Origin of the sequence: Anaeromyxobacter oryzisoli (assembly GCF_022690765.1) — a bacterium.
Taxonomy (GTDB): Bacteria; Myxococcota; Myxococcia; order Myxococcales; family Anaeromyxobacteraceae; genus Anaeromyxobacter; species Anaeromyxobacter oryzisoli.
Genome location: NZ_JALCZA010000059.1, coordinates 1 through 16893, shown reverse-complemented (window position 1 = coordinate 16893; position 16893 = coordinate 1). Strand labels below are relative to the sequence as shown.

Sequence of the window (16893 nt, the reverse complement as noted above, 5' to 3'; positions counted from 1 at the left end):
ATGCGCTTCTCACGACGAGACCTGCTCAAGGGAGCGGCCGTTGCCGGAGCGTCCACGGCCCTCGCGGGCGCGGCGGAGGCGCGCGAGCCGGTCGAGCCGCGCCCCGACGCGGTGGGGATGCTCTTCGACGCGACGAGGTGCGTCGGCTGCCGCGCCTGCCAGACGGCGTGCAAGCGCGCGAACCAGCTCCCCGAGGACCGCGTCACGCCGCCCGCCGGCGGCGAGTACGACGCGCCGAACGACCTGAACGCCCGCACCAAGAACGTCATCAAGGCGTTCGAGGGCCAGGGCGGGCCCACGTACATGAAGCAGCAGTGCATGCACTGCGTGGACCCGTCCTGCGTGTCCGTCTGCATGATGGGCGCCCTCCACAAGGAGGGTGAGGGCAAGCGGGACATGGGCGGCGAGAAGAAGGGCACCGGCATCGTCATCTACGACAAGGGCCTGTGCGTCGGCTGCCGGTACTGCCAGATCGGCTGCGCCTTCAACGTCCCCAAGTTCGAGTGGGACGCCGCCCTGCCGCTCATCCAGAAGTGCGAGCTGTGCCGGCACCGCCGCGACGAGAAGAAGGGCGGCGTGCGCGCGGTGGCGAACCCGGCCTGCGCCGAGGTCTGCCCGCGCGAGGCGGTGATCTACGGCAGGCGCGAGGAGCTGCTCGCGGAGGCGAAGCGGCGCGTCGCCGCCGAGCCGGGCCGGTACAACCCGCGCGTGTTCGGCGAGAAGGACGGCGGCGGGACCCAGGTGCTGTACCTCGCGCCCGCGGGCGTCGAGTTCAAGCAGCTCGGGCTGCCGCAGCTCGGCGACGAGTCGCAGGCGCACTTCTCCGAGAGCGTCTCGCACGCTCCGTACCTGCACGGCGTGACGCCCGTCGCCCTCTACGCGGCGGTGGCCTTCGTCATCAGGCGGAACAAGAAGAAGGAAGAGGCCGCGGAGCACGGCGAGGAGGGCAAGTAGATGGGCGCCCACGGACATCCGAAGGCGATCGGCGGGGCGCTGCTCGCCCCGCCGATGAAGACCCTGCTCGCGCTGTTCGGCGTCGCGGCGGCGGTGATCGCCTACCGCGTCTTCGCCGGCGTCGGGCCGGTCTCGAACATGAGCGACGGCTTCACCTGGGGCATCTGGGAGCCGGTGAACGTCGTGGTCTTCACGGGCATCGGGGCCGGCGCCTACGCGGTCGGCCTCCTCTGCTACGTGCTCAACAAGGGCCAGTACCACGGCCTCGTCCGCCCGGCGGTGCTGGTCGGCGCGATCAGCTACACGCTGGGCGGCAGCTCGATCCTCGTGGCGCTCGGCCGCTACTGGAACGCCGTCCTGCTGCCCTGGCTGCCGTTCTGGAACCTCGGCTCGGCGCTGCTCGAGGTCGCGGTCTGCGTGATGACCTACACCGCGGTGCTCTGGGTCGAGGTGCTGCCGGCGATCCTCGAGGCCGCCGCCCAGGGCCCCTCGTCGAGGTGGTCGGCCGTCGGGAAGCGGTGGGGCGCGCGGCTCGCCGTGGCGATGCCCTTCATCATCGCCCTCGCCGTCCTCCTCCCGACCATGCACCAGAGCTCCCTCGGCGGGCTGATGCTCATCGCCGGGCCGAAGATCCACCCGCTCTGGCACACCGCGCTGCTCCCCACGCTCTTCCTCGTCTCCTGCCTCTCGATGGGGTTCGGGGCGGTGGTGGTGCTCGTCAACCTGCTCCGGCTCTCCTGGAACGCCAAGGCGGACCAGAAGCTCTTCGTGGAACTGTCGCGGGTGAACGCGGCGCTCCTGCTCTTCTACGTGGTGCTCCGCGTCGGCGACGTCGCGCTCCACGGGAAGCTGCGCTTCCTCGGGGCGAACTTCCCCACCTTCCTGTTCCTGGTCGAGCTCGCGCTCTTCGTCGTCCCGGCGATCCTGTTCCTGTCGCCGAAGGTCCAGGCGAACCGCGGCCGGCTCTTCGGCGCCGCGCTGCTCTCCTTGGCGGCGGGCGCCGTCTACCGCGTGGACACGTACATGACCATGTACCGGCCGGCCGGCTGGACCGACGGCGTCGCGAACCCGGCGGGCTGGGACTACTGGCCGTCGCTGGGCGAGCTCGCCGTCACCGTGGGCATGGCCTCGGTCGGCGTCGCCGTCTTCATCCTCGTCTCCCGCCTCTTCCCCGTCGTGGTCGTCCAGGACGCCCGCACGCACTCCAACCTCGGCGGCGCCGTGAAGTCCGCCGCCAGCCGCTAGTCAAGAGAGGTAAACGTCAATGGGCAAGCTCATCACCATCGACCCGGTGACCCGCATCGAGGGGCACCTGCGGATCGACGTCGAGGTGGACGGCGGCGCGGTCAAGAACGCCTGGTCGTCTGGCACGATGTGGCGCGGGATCGAGGCCATCCTCCAGGGGCGCGACCCGCGCGACGCCTGGGTGTTCACGCAGCGCATCTGCGGCGTGTGCACGACCGTCCACGCCATCGCCTCGGTCCGCTCGGTCGAGAACGCGCTCGGGATCGAGATCCCGCTCAACGCGCAGCTCATCCGGAACATCATCATCAGCGCCCACGCGCTGCACGACCACGTGGTGCACTTCTACCACCTGTCCGCGCTCGACTGGGTGGACGTGACGAGCGCGCTCAAGGCCGATCCGGTCGCCGCGTCGCAGCTCGCCGAGAAGATCTCCACCTGGACGGGCAACTCGCGGCACGAGCTCGCCGCGGTGAAGGCCAGGCTCGAGGGCTTCGTGAAGGCCGGCCAGCTCGGCATCTTCCAGAACGGCTACTGGGGCCACCCGGCGATGAAGCTCCCGCCCGAGGTGAACCTCCTCGCCGTCGCCCACTACCTCCAGGCGCTCGACGTCCAGCGCAAGGCCAACCAGGCGGTGGCGATCCTCGGCTCGAAGACGCCCAACATCCAGAACCTCGCGGTGGGCGGCGTCGCCAACGCGATCAACCTGGACAGCCCCGCCGCGCTGAACATGGAGAAGCTGTACCAGGTGAAGACGCTGCTCGACGAGGTGACCGCCTTCGTCCAGCAGGTCTACCTGCCGGACGTCGCGGCCATCGGCGGCTTCTACCCCGACTGGTTCCGCCACGGCGCGGGCGTCACCAACTACCTCGCGGTGCCGGACCTCCCGGCCGACGCGAAGATGTCCCGGTTCGCCCTCCCGGGCGGCGTGATCTGGAACGGCGAGCTCCGGGTCGCCCACCCGATCGAGTCGTGGAACGACGACTACCTCCGCCAGAACGTCACCGAGTCCATCGCCCGCGCGCACTACGACGGCGCCTGGTCGAAGGGGCCGTGGGAGGAGGAGACCGTCCCGAAGTTCGCCGGTGAGTGGAAGCCCGGCACGCCGGCGCCCGAGCGCTACACCTGGGTGAAGGCGCCGCGCCTCGAGGGCAAGCCGGTCCAGGTCGGCCCGCTCGCCCAGGTGCTGGTCGGGTACATCCAGAAGCACGAGCTCACCACGCGCTGGGTGAACGCCGCCCTCGCCGCGGTGAAGGCGATCCACCACATCGACCTGCCGCCGACCGCCCTGCACTCGACGCTCGGCCGCCACGCGGCCCGCGCCATCCGCTGCGCGATGCTCGCCGAGCAGGCGCAGGAGCAGTGGAAGGCGCTCGTCGCCAACGTCGGCAAGGGCGACGTCGCGATCTTCACGGACCCGATGGGCAAGGACCCGCGCGACCCCAAGGGCCGCACGTTCCTCCAGCGCATCAAGGAGGACCAGGGCGGCGTCGCGAAGGGCGTGGGCTTCCACGAGGCGCCCCGCGGCACCCTCTCGCACTGGTCGGTCATCGAGACCGACGGCAAGGCGATGAAGCTGAAGAACTACCAGGCGGTGGTGCCGTCCACCTGGAACGCCGGGCCGCGCGACGCCAAGGATCAGAAGGGGCCCTACGAGGCGTCCCTGGTCGGGAACCCCATCGCCGATCCGAAGCTGCCGCTCGAGGCGCTCCGCACCATCCACTCGTTCGACCCGTGCCTCGCCTGCGCGATCCACACCGTGGACGCCGAGGGCGAGGAGGTGGCCCGCGTGAAGGTGTTGTAGCGCCACCACAGCGGGTAACATCCGGTCCCGTCCCCGGGCAGGCGCCGGGGGCGGGACCGCCGTCTGGTAGAAGGAGCTCCCGTGCGCTTCGCCGTCATCGGCATCGGCAACGTCCTCACCGGCGACGACGGCCTCGGCCCCACCGTGGTCCGGGTGCTCGACGCGGCGTACGACCTCGGCCCCGACGTGGAGGTCATCGACGCCGGGACGCCCGGCCTCGACCTCACCGCCTACATGGCGGAGGTCGAGGCGCTCGTGCTCGTGGACGCGGTGAAGGCGGCCGGCGCCCCGGGAGAGCTGCGCACCTACGGCAAGGACGAGCTGATGAAGAAGTCCCCCGTGCTGGCGATGAGCCCGCACGAGCCGGGGGTCCGGGAGGCGCTCCTCAACGCCGACTTCATCGGGGTCGCGCCGCGGGTGGTCCGGCTGGTCGGCGTGATCCCGGCGACCGTCGAGGTCGGCTGCGCGCTGTCCCCGGCGGTCGAGGCCGCCGTGCCGGGCGCGGTCGCGCAGGTGATCGCGGAGCTGAAGGCGGTCGGGGTCGTGGCCCGCGAGCGGAAGCCGCCGCGGGCACCGGATTTGTGGTGGACCCGGAAGCCGGTGGCCTGATGCACGAGGGACGCGCGTCAGGCGGTGGGGAGAAAAAGAAGAGCCCCGGTGGAAAGGGACACCGGGGCTCCGGGGATTCTCGCCACGACCGGGCGCTTTCCTTCATGTATGACACGACCCCTCACGTGGTCAACCTGGCCCCACGTCAGGGCGTGGCGCCTCGCCCTGCCCCCCGACCGAGAGAAGTTTTCGAGGACCTCGCGCGCGGGGTGATCCCGGCCCCTGCGGCGACGGAATCATCGAGTCGTCCCGCTGGTTTGGATCGCACTCATGGCGGCTGAACGGCGAGCTCCGGCGCCCTCTGCGGAGGGGAGGCGATTCGCGCTCACCGGCGCGGTCCAGGGCGTCGGCTTTCGCCCGTTCGTGTACCGCCTCGCCCACGAGACCGGCGTGACCGGGCGGGTGTGGAACGATGCCGCAGGCGTGACCATCGAGGCGTTCGGCCACGCTGCCGCGCTCGACCGGTTCGCCGACCGGCTCGTCCGCGACCGGCCCCCGGCCGCGGTCGTCGACGCGGTGGCGGTCGAGTCGATCCCGCCGGAGCCCGCGGCGGGGTTCGAGATCGCGGCGAGCGGGGGCGCCCCCGAGCGGCGCGTCGCGATCCCTCCGGACCTCGCCACCTGCCCGGACTGCCTCCGCGAGCTCCGCGATCCCGCGAACCGGCGCTTCCGGTACCCGTTCACCAACTGCACGAGCTGCGGCCCGCGCTTCACCATCGCCCTCGGCGCGCCCTACGACCGGCCGGCGACCACGATGGCGCGCTTCACCCTGTGCCCCGCCTGCGCCCGCGAGTACGGCGATCCGCTGGATCGCCGCTTCCACGCCCAGCCGAACGCGTGCCCGGTGTGCGGCCCGCGCGTCGAGGTGCGCGACGCCGGGGGCGCGCGCGTGGAGGTGCCGGACCCCGTCGCCCACGTCGCCGCCGCGCTCCGCGCCGGCGCTGTCGCGGCGGTGAAGGGGATCGGCGGGTACCACCTCGCCTGCGACGCGACCTCGGACGAGGCGGTCGGGACGCTGCGCGCCCGCAAGCGCCGCGAGGAGAAGCCGCTCGCGGTGATGGTGGCGGACCTCGAGGCGGCGCGCGCCCTCGCCGACCTCTCCGGCGCCGAGGCGGACCTCCTCGCCTCCGCGGAGCGCCCCATCGTGCTCTGCCGGCGCCGCCCCGGCGCGCCCCTCGCCGCCGGGATCGCGCCGGACAGCCCGCTCGTCGGGCTGCTCCTCGCCTACGCGCCGCTCCACCACCTGCTGCTCGCCGACGCGGGGCGGCCGCTCGTGATGACGAGCGCGAACCTCTCGGACGAGCCCATCGCGTTCGAGGACGACGACGCGCTCCGGCGGCTCCGCGGGATCGCCGACGTCTTCCTCGTCCACGACCGGCCCATCGCCTCGCGCTGCGACGACTCGGTGGCCCGCACCATCGCGGGGCGGCCGGTGGTGACGCGCCGCGCCCGCGGCTTCGTCCCGCGGCCGGTCCGGCTCGCGCGCCGCTTCCTCCGGCCGGTGCTCGCGGTCGGGGCCCAGCTCAAGAACGCCTGCTGCCTCGCCCGCGGCGAGGAGGCGGTGCTCGGCCCGCACGTGGGCGACCTCGACGGGCTCGAGACCTACGCCGCCTTCGAGGGCGCGATCGCCCGGCTCGAGGCGTTCCTCGCGCTGCGCCCCGAGGCGATCGCCTGCGATCTCCACCCGCTCTATCTCTCGACCCGCTACGCCCGGGAGCGCGCGGCCGCGCTCGGGGTCCCGCTCGTCGAGGTGCAGCACCACCACGCGCACGCGGCGGCGGCGATGGCGGAGCACGGGCTCGACGGCCCCGTCCTCGCGCTCGCCTGGGATGGCACCGGCCTCGGCGCCGACGGCGCCGCCTGGGGCGGCGAGCTGCTCCTCGCCGAGCCCGGCCGCTTCGAGCGGCTCGCGACCTTCCGCCCCCTGGCGCTGCCGGGCGGCGACAAGGCGATCCGCGATCCCTGGCGCGTCGCGCTCGCCGCGCTGCGGGACGCCTTCGGCGACGCGGCGCCGCTCGACGCGCTGCCCCTGTTCGCCGAGGTGGACCGGGCCGAGCGCGCGGTGGTGGACCGGATGCTCGCCGCCGGGCTGAACGCGCCGCTCGCGCACGGCGTCGGCCGCGCGTTCGACGCGGCGGGGGCGCTCGTCCTCGGCCGCCCGCGCGCCCGGTACGAGGGGCAGCTCGCCCTCGCGCTCGACAACGCCGCGCACGGCCACGACGGCGCGCCCTACCCGTTCGACCTCGAGCCCGGCCCCCCGGAGCGCGTCGATCTGCGCCCGGCCTGGCGCGCCCTGGTCGCCGACGTCGTCGCCGGCGTGCACGCGGGGGCCGTGTCCGCCCGCTTTCACGCCACCCTGGTCCGCGCCGGCGCGGAGCTCGTCCGGCGCGCCGCGCGCGCGGTCGGCCGCCTGCCGGTGGTGCTGACCGGCGGCTGCTTCCAGAACGCCCGGCTCGCCGAGGGGCTCCTCGGCGAGCTGGACGGTGCGTTCGAGGTATACCTGCACGGCCAGGTGCCGCCCGGAGACGGGGGGCTCGCGCTCGGCCAGGCGCTCGTCGCGGACGCGAGGGCGCGCCCGTGACCTTCGGTTGATCGACTGACGGCGAGGAGACTCGAACATGTGCCTCGGAGTGCCTGGCAAGGTGGTGGCCATCGACGGCCTCGACGCGACGGTGGACTTCTTCGGCGTCCGCAAGCAGCTCCGGCTCGACATCGTGGACGAGCCGGTCGCGGTCGGCGACTACGTCCTGAACCACGTCGGGTTCGCGATCCGGCGGATCCCGCCGGAGGAGGTCCAGGAGACCCTCGCCCTCTTCGACCAGATCCTCGACGTGAGCGGCGCGAAGGAGGACCTCATGGCCGCGGACGTGCGGAACGAGATGGCCGCCGGGAAGGACCGGCGCTGACCCCGCCGCCGCGCGGCGCGCCCCGCTCCGTCCTCGGACCGGGCCGCGAGCGGGCGAGGAGCCTTTCATGAGCAAGGACCTCTTCCAGGAGCTGAAGTTCCGCGACCCCGCCCGGGCCCGCGCCCTCGCGCAGGCGCTCGCGCGCAACATGGACGCCATCGGCCGCGAGGTCGCGGTGATGCACGTCTGCGGGAGCCACGAGCAGGCCATCGCGCGGTTCGGGCTGCGCGCGGTCCTGCCGCCGACGCTCCGGCTCGTGATGGGGCCAGGGTGCCCGGTGTGCGTGACCGACGGCCCCGAGGTGGACGAGGCGGTCGCGCTCGCCCTGCAGGGCGTCCGCGTCTGCACCTACGGCGACATGCTCCGGCTGCCGGGCACGGCGCGGAGCCTCGCCGACGCGCAGGCGGAGGGCGGGGAGGTCGAGGTGGTCTACTCGATCTCCCAGGCGATCGAGCTCGCGCAGGCGCACCCCGCCGAGCAGGTCGTGTTCTTCGCGAGCGGCTTCGAGACCACCGCGGTCGCGACCGCGGCGATCGCGCTCGCCCGGCCGCCGGAGAACTTCTCGGTCCTGTCCGCGCACAAGTACGTCCCGGCGGCGATGGACCTCGTCGCCGGCTCGAAGGAGACGCGCATCGAGGGCTACCTCGCGGCGGGTCACGCCGCGATCATCACCGGCTGGGAGATCTTCGAGCCCTTCGCGCGCCGGACCGGCGCGCCGGTGGTGGTGGCCGGGTTCGAGCCGCTCGACATCCTCGCCGCGCTCGTGAAGCTCACCGAGCTCCTGAAGGACGGGCGGCCGGAGGTGGCGAACGTCTACCCGCGCTGCGTGACGCGCGAGGGGAACAAGGCGGCCCAGGCCTCGCTCTGGAAGGTGTTCCAGCCCGCGAGCGGGCGGTGGCGCGGGATCGGCGAGGTGCCCGGCGGGAACCTCGCGCTCACCCCCGCCTTCGCCCACGTGGACGCGCGCCGGCGCTTCGCCATCGACACCGGACCGGTGCGCGACGACTCGGCGGCGGCGGAGGCGCGGGGCTGCCTCTGCGGACGGATCATGCTCGGCCTGGCCACGCCGGATCACTGCCCGCTCTTCGGCACCGCCTGCCTGCCGGAGTCTCCGGTGGGCGCGTGCATGGTCTCGTCCGAGGGGCAGTGCCGGATCTGGCACACGTACGGCGGGGTCCCGGACCTCCGCCAGGTCGGTTAGGAGAGGGAGCGCACATGGAGAAGCCGGCCCAGAAGATCGGCCTCAAGCACGGGTCGGGCGGGCGCGCGATGCGCCAGCTCATCGAGGACGTGTTCCTCACCCTCGCCTCCCCGGTGGACGGTATCGGCCTCGCCGCCCTCGACGACGGGGCCGCGCTCCGGGTGGGCGACCGGTGGCTCGTCGTCACCACCGACTCGCACGTGGTCCACCCGATCTTCTTCCCAGGCGGCGACATCGGGCGGATCAGCGTCTCCGGCACCGTGAACGACCTCGCGATGATGGGGGCGACCGAGCCCCTCGGGATCACCTGCGCGGTGATCCTCGAGGAGGGCTTCCCCCGCGCCGACCTCGAGCGGGTGGTCGCCTCCATGCGCGCCACCGCCGCCGAGGCGGGCGCGCCCGTCGTGACCGGCGACACCAAGGTGATGGGGAAGGGGCAGGTGGACGGGATCGTCCTCAACACCACCGGGGTCGCCCTCGCGGACCGCGTCGTCACGGACGCGGGGCTCCGCGCCGGCGACGCGCTCGTCGTCACCGGCTCCATCGGCGACCACGGCATGGCGGTGATGGCGCGCCGGCACGACCTCCGGCTCGAGGGCGACCTCCGCTCCGACGTCGCGCCGATCAACGGCCTCGTCCGGGCCGCCCTCGCCGCCGGCGGCGAGGACGTGGTGGCGATGAAGGACCCGACCCGCGGCGGCGTCGCGGGGGTGCTGCACGAGATGGCGGCGAAGGGGCGCGTCGGGATCGTGGTGGACGAGGCGGCGCTCCCAGTGAACGACGAGGTACGCGCCGCCGGCGAGATGATCGGCATCGACCCGCTCCTCGTCGCGAACGAGGGCAAGGCGGTGATCGGCGTGCGAGCCCGCTCGGTCGAGAAGGTGCTCGCGGCCCTCCGGGCGCACCCCCAGGGCGCCCGCGCCGCGGTGATCGCCCGCGCCATCGCCGAGCGGCCCGGCGCGGTGATCCTCGACACCGGCTTCGGCAAGCGGATGCTCGCGGAGCCCGAGGGGGAGCTGCTCCCCCGGATCTGCTAACGGCGGCGAGGGCACGGGATGCACGAGTACTCGCTGGTGGAGGCGCTGATCACGCGGGTGGAGCAGGAGGCCCGCCGCCGGCAGGCGCTCCGCGTCCACGCGCTCTCGGTCCGCGTCGGCGAGCTCGCCGGCGTGGACCCGGAGCTGTTCCGCACCGCCTACGAGACCTTCCGGGAGGGGACGATCTGCGCCGGCGTCCCGCTCACGGTGAAGCACGTGCCCGCGAGCTGGTCCTGCCCGCGGTGCGAGACCCCGATCGCGCGCGGCGCGATCCTCCGCTGCCCCGCGTGCGACGCGCCGGCGCGGCTCGACGAGGGCTCCGACGCCCTCACCCTCGACGGCATCGAGATGGAGGTACCCTGATGTGCACGACCTGCGGCTGCGGTGATCCCGAGCTGGTCCCGGTGGAGCTGCACGAGAAGATCCTCGCCGGCAACGACCGCGCCGCCCGCCACAACCGCGAGCACTTCATCGCGGCCGGCGTCCTCGCCCTGAACGTGATGGGCTCGCCCGGCGCCGGGAAGACCGGCGTCCTCGAGGCCACCGCGAAGGCCGCCGCCGCGAAGGGCTGGCGGCTCGGCGCGGTCTCCGCGGATCTCGCCACCGACAACGACGCCCGCCGGCTCGAGAAGGCCGGGATCCCGTCCCGGGCGATCACCACCGGCCAGGCCTGCCACCTCGACGCCGAGCTGGTCCACCGCTCGCTGCACGACTTCCCCTGGCAGGAGACCGACGTCTTCTTCATCGAGAACGTCGGGAACCTCGTCTGCCCGGCCATCTACGACCTCGGCCAGGCCGCGAACGTCGTCGTCCTCTCGGTCACCGAGGGCGAGGACAAGCCGCTCAAGTACCCGGTGATGTTCAAGGCGGCGGACCTGGTCCTCGTGACCAAGATCGATCTCGTGCCCCACCTCGACGTGGACCTCGCGAAGCTCCGCGACGCCATCGCCCGGGTGATGCCCGGCGCGAAGGTGATCGAGCTCTCCGCGCGCACCGGCGAGGGGATGGATCGCTGGATCGCCTGGCTCGAGGAGCTCCGCGCCCCGCTCGCCGAGGCCCGCGCCGCCGCCCCGCGCGCCGCCGGCCTCCGCTTCGACCACGTGCACGCCGCCGACGGCGAGGCGCACGCGCACGTCCACCCGCACGGGCACGACCACGAGCACCCCCACGATCACGGCGGGCACGAGCACGCGCACGAGCACGGCGGCGGAGATCCGAAGCGCGGCTGATCGGGCGTGACGATATCCCGGCCGGGCGCCTACCCCTTCTCCAGGACCCCGAACACCACCGCCTCGAACTTCCTCCCGGCCTGCTTGCAGTCGAAGTTCTTCAATATCGCCCCGTTCTTCACTGTGACCCGCGACTAGCTCGGCACGTCTGCCATCGGCACTGCCACCCAGACCTGCCCCTTCTCCGTCTCCAGCCGCAGGAAGCTGTAGGGCGCCCCATCCACCCGCTCGACCACGGTCCCGGTGATGGTGGCGTTCGGGCCCGTGGGCGGCGGGGCGGTGGGGGAGGTGCAGGAGAGGAGTGTCAGCGCAAGAAGGGCGAAGGTAGCGATGCGCATCGGGGTCCTCTAGCGCTCGTGGCCGCGTGGCCGGGCTTCACCTGGGTCGCGAGCCCCTTGAGGCAGGTCATCTGCATTTCGAGCGTGCAATCCATTCCAGCACTGCTTGGCGCCCAGCACCAGCGCCAGCAACGCCAGTGCGACTATCCACCGTCGCGGCCCGCCAGCCGGGAAGACTAGAACAATCACCGCCGACAGCACACAAGCGATGCCGAGCACAACTTGATCAGCGGGTCGTAACTTGCGTTTAGCCATAGAAGCCCCACATCAAGCCGGTTTTCGAGCTCACGGCCACTTGCGCTCAACACGTTCACACAACGGCGGAACGGTATGCGTGGAAGCCGCGGCTCGCACCGTGTTCCAGGCGGCGGGTCTACGTAGCAGGCGTGTACCATTCTGAGGGCATCCGAGCCACCAAGCCACCGGTCGTAATACGGCGCCGGTCTTCCGTTTGCGCACTTCGAGGTTGGGAACGACGAATAGTCGTCGTCAAACAGGCCGAGATTGCACTGAGCGTCTTTGCGGTCCGCCCTACTTCTTGGGAGCGACTTCGCCCGAGTTTGATGGGTTCAGAGAGAAGCTCGTCGCCGCGCGTGCTTTCCAGAAGGCGGCGTTCCTTCCCCCAGTCCTCGCGGCGAGCTGATACTGCTCCTCAGAACCAAGCAAGTCGCCTGAACGTTCAAGCGCAAATCCGAGCCGAGCGCGCCGGAGTGCCTCGAAATCATTGGGATCCGCGCCGCCAAAACGAGAAGGCTCCGGCATCAGTACGCCTGCCAGCAAGAAACCTGCGTGCCACGGGGGGGCCTCCGTGCCGAGAGCTCCCGAACCGCCATTCGCGAATGCAGCGCAGTAGGCGTGGCCGACCGAGGCTCGCGCATCTCCCGACGCGAGTGCTCTGTTGGCCAACTCCGATTCCTGCCGCGCGTACGCAAAGCGCACCACTTCCAGGTACACCCTTACTCCCCGCTGCGCCGCCAGCGCCAGCACCAGGAGTGCGCCCGCAGCCCCCACCACGAACGCACTCAAGGCGACAAGAACGCTACGCGTGACGTTTCTCATTTGCATCCATTTTCAGGGAGTGGTTGCGGAGTCTTCTTTGCTCGGTCTTTCTCTACTTGAACCCCGAACTTAACGACCTGGTCCTCTCTTTGGTTCCACTGCAGTTCTGTCGAACGGTCATGACCGCTCCGACGCATGAGCGCGGCTCCGGCTCGTCCACCACTTCGCCAGCCCCGCGCCGACGAGTGCCATCACGAAACAGGCTGGAAGGTTCCATGCCACCGTAATTCCGGCGAGGATGCGAGCACCCGAAGGACCTACGAAGTCCACAGGGCGTCCAAGCACTTGATACAGCGTGTTCACGGCAAGGACGGCCAGGGTTGCGGGAACGACCATGACGGTGCCGAGCAACACCTTCCGCTTCGGAGCGATGAACGATGCCACAAGGCTCGCAACGAGCGGAGACACCGATACGAAGCCAAGCAACCAGTCGGGTGGCACACCGCCAGCCAACGGCACAAGGACAATCCCCGCAGCGAGTACCACGACCAGTACGCCGACCGTGCTCGCCCACGCCAGGGTTGCGGTCATGGTGATTCCCTCTCGACGCAGGAGCGCGTCGGCTGGCCAACGTCGCAGGACCCGGGTTCACCTGGCTGCGGCCCCGGGTTCACGGGCCAGTTGGGCCAAGCATCCTCGGGGACACCGACAGACCGCATGCCGTGAGAGCGCGCTCGACGCAGTGGCAACAATTGAAGCCCGTGAGTCGTAGTTCTTGGGGTCGCACTTCTTCATCTCGTCCTTGACGCGCGAGTCGTTCTGCGGGCCAGAGGTCTGGGTACACGTTCTGTCAAGCTAGCGAGATCCCTGGTCGGGACCGACACGGGTGTTGTCGTAACTCATCGTGTCGTTGTCGTTTCCGCTGAACCGTACGTAACGGTGGCGCGCGTACGGGATGAGAAACAGGGGGGAGAACCGCCGGTAGCACATCTCCGCGTCTAGGCTCCACGGGTCTGTCCACCGCAGCGGGTTCTGGTTCCCGTACCCATACCAATCCGGCCCGAACTCGTCGTTGAACCCGCCCGCCATCGCAATCGGGTCCAACTCCATGTACCTGCCCATCGAAGGCAGATACCACCTGTTCCAGTTGTAGTACGGACCCTGGAGCCCCAGCGGCCCGAAGAGCCGCTCGTCGTGCTGCCCCGGCAGCCGCCGCCGGTGACCGCTCCTTCGGGAACCCGAACGTGAGTTGATTGGCGGTGGCCGCGAGGATGGGCGCCGTGAGTTGGCCGATCGTGAGAACGAGATCTGGCAACGGACCGAAGCCGGTCCCCGTGACGGTCACGATCTGCCCGACCCCGCCCTGCTTCGGCGTGAAATCCGAGATCGCGAGCGGAACGGCCCCCTGAGCCGACCGGATCTCGATCAGGTCTCCTGCGCCGTCGTACTCTTCCACCGGCGAACCGGTGGGCACGAGCGAAGGAGCGATGGAAGGCGCGATGGGCGTGACGCTCCGGCGGGCCCCGCCGGGCTCGCCGAGTGCTCGTGAAATCTCGTCACCGGGACCGCAGGATGCCAGGAGCAGCAGGAACAGCGCACATCGCTTGGCCCGAAAGTCACGCATGCGCCCCCCGCGTGCTCGACGGTCAGAGTCAAATCGAGTCGATTATTAGGAGACTCGAATCGAACGGACCCGCCGCGGAGCCGCCCCCTCCCGGCGATGGGTCATCATCTGTCACGTTGAGCGAACCACGGTCGCGACGCTCGGCGCAAGCCGAGACTACGCCATGCGACATATAGTCCGGAGACGTAGCGCACGACGCGTCGATATTGGCCCTGGCCTCACCAGGCAGAGACAGCACGAGCTGAGGGATCGTAGCCTGCGCAGCTCGGCGCCGCGTCCGCCTCAGCTCTTCTCGCGGATCATCTCCGCCAGCCGCCCGAACGCCTTCTCGAGGGTCTCGAGCCCGGGGCCGAAGGAGAAGCGGACGTAGGACTTGAACCGCGAGGCGTGGCGGGCGCGGCGCTTCCCGGGGTTCACGTCGAAGAACTCGCCGGGGACGACGATCACCTTCCGCTCGAGCGCGGCCCGGAAGAAGCCCATGCCGTCGTTGAGCGGCGCCGGGAGGTGCGAGACGTTGCCCCAGACGTAGAAGGTGCCGTCGGGCGCGCGGTCGAACTGGACGCCCATCGACTCGAGGGCCTGGAGCATGCGGCGGCGCTTCTCGCCGAAGGTCCGGTGGATCGCCTCGGTCTCCGCGCGCACGTTCTCCTCGGAGAGGAGCGAGATCGCGGCGCGCTGGAGGGGCTTCGACCCGCCGCCGTCGAGGAAGGAGCCCGCGCTGGCCACCGCGTTCACCACCTGGCGCGGCGCGACCGTCCAGGTGACGCGCCAGCCCGGGTAGCGCCAGTTCTTGGTGAGCCCGTCGAAGATCACCACCGGATCCCGATCGACGTCCTCGACGTAGCGCGCCGCGCTCTCCACCGGGAGGCGGCCCGGGATCCCGGTCCACACGTAGTGCGAGTAGAACTCGTCCATGAGCAGCGCGCACTCGAGATCGCGCGACAGCTCGACCCAGCGCGCGAGCTCGTCCCCCTGCACGAGCTTGCCGGTGGGGTTGCACGGGTTCGAGGTGAGGATCGCCGAGAGGCCGCGGCCCGTCACCTCGCGCCGGAGGTCCTCCACGGTGAACGCGTAGCCGCGCTCCCCCTCGAGGAGGATCGGGATCGGCGTGAAGGTCCGGAACAGGTCGAGCAGCTCCTCGTAGGCCGTGTAGTCGGGCAGGAAGTGCCCCATGTTCACGTGCCCGAGGGCCGCCGCGGCGCGGGTGAGCGAGGGGCGGCCGCCGCCGGAGATCGAGACGTTCTCGGCCTTGTACTGGGAGGGCAGGCCCTTGCGGTAGAGCCGGTTGTAGAGGGCGGCGACCTCCTCGCGGAGCTCCCAGAGCCCCTGGACCGGCGCGTACTCCTGGTCGTCCACGCGGACCGCGACCGCCTGCACGCGATCGGGCGCGCCGGGGAGCGGCCCGGTCTCGGGCTGACCCTGGCCGAGGTTGCACCACTCCGGGTCCTGCATCGAGAACCCGAGCTTGGTGGCCTCCGTCGTGGCGTAGATGACGCCGGTGCGGGGGACCTGACGGAACGACGAGAGCTTCGGGATCGCGGGGGTATTTTCGTCTGACACGGGGCGGCGAGCTTAGCACGCCGCGCCGGGCCGGAGAGCGGGCGGGCGGACGGCGGGCCGCGCTCCCGTCACCCCATCCGCACCGGCACCAGGTCGCCGGCGTCCGGGAGCACCAGCACGTCGGGGGTGGCCTTCCCCACGATCTCGCGCGCGCTCGCGAGCGCCGCCCCGAGCGACGGCGCGTAGGTCGCGTACGTCTGCCGGACGGTCGCCTCCGGCATCCCGGAGACGAGGAAGAGCGTGTACCGCTCCGGCAGGAAGCGGCGGACGCCGAGCTGGAAGATCCCCTCGTTCACGGTCTGCAGGGGGCCGGTGCCCTCCGGGCACTCGGCGCAGACGATCACCACGCCGCCGTCCTTCAGCAGGATCCCCGCGGGCGGGACGAGCTTCGAGGCCTGGTACAGGCTCCCGGACACCGGCAGCGGGGCCGAGACCACCACCACGTCCGCGGGCGGGGCGGCGACCGCGCAGTACGGCCGGGCCAGTCGCACGCCCTCGCGGTGCGCGAGCACGAGATCCCCCGCGACCGCGCCGAGGATCACCCCGCCCGCCTCGACCACGTTGAGGAGGTACGTGTCGCGCCCCATCCGCCGGACCGCCTCCTCGAGATCCTCGCGGCAGGGGTTCGCGTCGGCGCGGCCGAGGCTCGAGTCGGGATCGCGCTTGAGCAGGTGGTTCTTCCGGATGTCGTCGTTGTGGCCGAGCCCCGGGAAGATCCCCTTCGCCCCGCCCCCCCAGCCGGCGAAGTAGTGCGGCTTCACCCGGCCGGTGGTGACGATCAGGTCCGCCTCCGCCACGCAGCGGTTCACGCGCAGGCGCGTCCCGCGGCTCGTCACGCCGAGGTCCACCATCGACGCCTCGTCGCGCGCGTCGTGGTTCACCACCCGGTGGCGGCGGAAGACCTCGGGATCGAGCCCGAGCCTCTCGAGGTTCGCGGGGCCGTGGGTCCCGTTGGCGATCGCGAGCGTCAGGTGATCGTCCGGCACCGCCGCGAGCGCGCGCCGGACCGCCCCGAACAGCTCGGCCCGCGGCTCCTCGCGCGAGGCGTCGGAGACGATCACCACCACCCGGGTCCGCGCGCTCGCCACCTCCGTCAGCGGCCGCGCGCCGGTGGGGTGGGCGAGCGCCCCGTCGAGCGCGGCGCGGAGGTCGAGCACCGGCGGCGCCGCGGGCGCCGCGAGCACACGGGCGGGGACGTCCGCCGGGAAGGGGAGCGGGCGGGCGCCGTAGCCGAGCACGCGCGGTGCGTCGCCGGATCGCGTCACGCCCCGCAATATACCAGGGCGACGCGGTCGTGCGTGCCGCGCGCCGGTGACGACGGGCAGCGGAGGTGGCCGATGAGGTGGCGGTGGGCGGGGGCGCTCGCGGGGGGCGCGGCGGCGTACGCCGCC

General features: G+C 71.7%; 16 protein-coding genes and 1 pseudogene. 10 read left to right on the top strand and 7 right to left on the bottom strand.

The features are described from left to right. From hybA to hypB, 10 genes are all read left to right on the top strand, one after another. A complete protein-coding gene (gene hybA / locus MNZ27_RS16865; protein ID WP_242395265.1) occupies positions 1 to 954 on the top strand; it encodes a hydrogenase 2 operon protein HybA in 954 nt (317 codons plus the stop codon). Further along, a complete protein-coding gene (locus MNZ27_RS16860) occupies positions 955 to 2199 on the top strand; it encodes a polysulfide reductase NrfD family protein (RefSeq protein ID WP_242395264.1) in 1245 nt (414 codons plus the stop codon). Between the two features lie 19 nt (positions 2200 to 2218). Further along, positions 2219 to 4000: a nickel-dependent hydrogenase large subunit gene (locus MNZ27_RS16855; RefSeq protein WP_242395263.1), complete on the top strand. Its 1782-nt coding sequence runs from the start codon at positions 2219 to 2221 to the stop codon at positions 3998 to 4000. A gap of 81 nt (positions 4001 to 4081) precedes the next feature. After that, positions 4082 to 4609 (top strand): hydrogenase maturation protease, encoded by a 528-nt coding sequence (locus tag MNZ27_RS16850; RefSeq protein WP_242395262.1) that lies wholly within the window; start codon positions 4082 to 4084, stop codon positions 4607 to 4609. 270 nt (positions 4610 to 4879) lie between these two features. Next, on the top strand, positions 4880 to 7189 hold the full coding sequence (gene hypF / locus MNZ27_RS16845) for a carbamoyltransferase HypF (RefSeq protein ID WP_242395261.1): 2310 nt from the start codon (positions 4880 to 4882) through the stop codon (positions 7187 to 7189). Between the two features lie 37 nt (positions 7190 to 7226). Further along, positions 7227 to 7514, top strand: a complete 288-nt coding sequence (locus MNZ27_RS16840; protein WP_242395260.1) for a HypC/HybG/HupF family hydrogenase formation chaperone — start codon at positions 7227 to 7229, stop codon at positions 7512 to 7514. A gap of 67 nt (positions 7515 to 7581) precedes the next feature. Then, entirely contained in the window at positions 7582 to 8715 is a 1134-nt protein-coding gene (gene hypD / locus MNZ27_RS16835) for a hydrogenase formation protein HypD (RefSeq protein ID WP_242395259.1), read from the top strand. A gap of 14 nt (positions 8716 to 8729) precedes the next feature. Continuing rightward, positions 8730 to 9752: a hydrogenase expression/formation protein HypE gene (gene hypE / locus MNZ27_RS16830; RefSeq protein WP_242395258.1), complete on the top strand. Its 1023-nt coding sequence runs from the start codon at positions 8730 to 8732 to the stop codon at positions 9750 to 9752. Between the two features lie 18 nt (positions 9753 to 9770). Then, complete coding sequence (locus tag MNZ27_RS16825) at positions 9771 to 10115, top strand: hydrogenase maturation nickel metallochaperone HypA/HybF (RefSeq protein ID WP_242395257.1); 345 nt, start codon at positions 9771 to 9773, stop codon at positions 10113 to 10115. Then, complete coding sequence (hypB, locus tag MNZ27_RS16820) at positions 10115 to 10981, top strand: hydrogenase nickel incorporation protein HypB (RefSeq protein WP_242395256.1); 867 nt, start codon at positions 10115 to 10117, stop codon at positions 10979 to 10981. The genes MNZ27_RS16825 and hypB overlap by 1 nt, the downstream gene beginning before the upstream one ends. Before the next feature lie 134 nt (positions 10982 to 11115). On the opposite strand, the gene MNZ27_RS16815 is transcribed toward hypB, so the two are convergent. From MNZ27_RS16815 to MNZ27_RS16790, 7 genes and pseudogenes are all read right to left on the bottom strand, one after another. After that, positions 11116 to 11319, bottom strand: a complete 204-nt coding sequence (locus MNZ27_RS16815) for a hypothetical protein (protein ID WP_242395255.1) — start codon at positions 11317 to 11319, stop codon at positions 11116 to 11118. A 531-nt stretch (positions 11320 to 11850) separates the two neighbouring features. After that, positions 11851 to 12378, bottom strand: a complete 528-nt coding sequence (locus tag MNZ27_RS16810) for a hypothetical protein (RefSeq protein WP_242395254.1) — start codon at positions 12376 to 12378, stop codon at positions 11851 to 11853. 117 nt (positions 12379 to 12495) lie between these two features. Beyond that, positions 12496 to 12909, bottom strand: coding sequence for a hypothetical protein (locus tag MNZ27_RS16805; RefSeq protein ID WP_242395253.1), 414 nt, complete (start codon positions 12907 to 12909; stop codon positions 12496 to 12498). A gap of 264 nt (positions 12910 to 13173) precedes the next feature. Beyond that, positions 13174 to 13491 (bottom strand): RHS repeat-associated core domain-containing protein, encoded by a 318-nt coding sequence (locus MNZ27_RS16800; protein WP_277958035.1) that lies wholly within the window; start codon positions 13489 to 13491, stop codon positions 13174 to 13176. A 70-nt stretch (positions 13492 to 13561) separates the two neighbouring features. Beyond that, positions 13562 to 13942 (bottom strand): annotated as a pseudogene (locus MNZ27_RS24300) (IPT/TIG domain-containing protein); the annotation flags it as partial. A gap of 282 nt (positions 13943 to 14224) precedes the next feature. Then, on the bottom strand, positions 14225 to 15502 hold the full coding sequence (locus MNZ27_RS16795; protein ID WP_242395251.1) for a pyridoxal phosphate-dependent aminotransferase: 1278 nt from the start codon (positions 15500 to 15502) through the stop codon (positions 14225 to 14227). A gap of 68 nt (positions 15503 to 15570) precedes the next feature. Then, the gene (locus MNZ27_RS16790; RefSeq protein ID WP_242395250.1) at positions 15571 to 16767 is read right to left on the bottom strand and encodes a lactate racemase domain-containing protein; all 1197 of its coding nucleotides are present in this window, start codon (positions 16765 to 16767) and stop codon (positions 15571 to 15573) included. Positions 16768 to 16893: the final 126 nt, after the last annotated feature.

What these genes read in the sequence shown, in the direction of transcription:
- MNZ27_RS16855 (WP_242395263.1), top strand. Translation starts at nt 2,219, where the DNA reads ATGGGCAAGCTCATCACCATCGACCCGGTGACCCGCATCGAGGGGCAC.
- hypF (WP_242395261.1), top strand. Translation starts at nt 4,880, where the DNA reads ATGGCGGCTGAACGGCGAGCTCCGGCGCCCTCTGCGGAGGGGAGGCGA.
- MNZ27_RS16825 (WP_242395257.1), top strand. Translation starts at nt 9,771, where the DNA reads ATGCACGAGTACTCGCTGGTGGAGGCGCTGATCACGCGGGTGGAGCAG.
- MNZ27_RS16805 (WP_242395253.1), bottom strand. Translation starts at nt 12,909, where the DNA reads ATGACCGCAACCCTGGCGTGGGCGAGCACGGTCGGCGTACTGGTCGTG.
- MNZ27_RS16815 (WP_242395255.1), bottom strand. Translation starts at nt 11,319, where the DNA reads ATGCGCATCGCTACCTTCGCCCTTCTTGCGCTGACACTCCTCTCCTGC.
- MNZ27_RS16840 (WP_242395260.1), top strand. Translation starts at nt 7,227, where the DNA reads ATGTGCCTCGGAGTGCCTGGCAAGGTGGTGGCCATCGACGGCCTCGAC.
- MNZ27_RS16810 (WP_242395254.1), bottom strand. Translation starts at nt 12,378, where the DNA reads ATGAGAAACGTCACGCGTAGCGTTCTTGTCGCCTTGAGTGCGTTCGTG.
- hypD (WP_242395259.1), top strand. Translation starts at nt 7,582, where the DNA reads ATGAGCAAGGACCTCTTCCAGGAGCTGAAGTTCCGCGACCCCGCCCGG.
- hypB (WP_242395256.1), top strand. Translation starts at nt 10,115, where the DNA reads ATGTGCACGACCTGCGGCTGCGGTGATCCCGAGCTGGTCCCGGTGGAG.
- hypE (WP_242395258.1), top strand. Translation starts at nt 8,730, where the DNA reads ATGGAGAAGCCGGCCCAGAAGATCGGCCTCAAGCACGGGTCGGGCGGG.
- MNZ27_RS16860 (WP_242395264.1), top strand. Translation starts at nt 955, where the DNA reads ATGGGCGCCCACGGACATCCGAAGGCGATCGGCGGGGCGCTGCTCGCC.
- hybA (WP_242395265.1), top strand. Translation starts at nt 1, where the DNA reads ATGCGCTTCTCACGACGAGACCTGCTCAAGGGAGCGGCCGTTGCCGGA.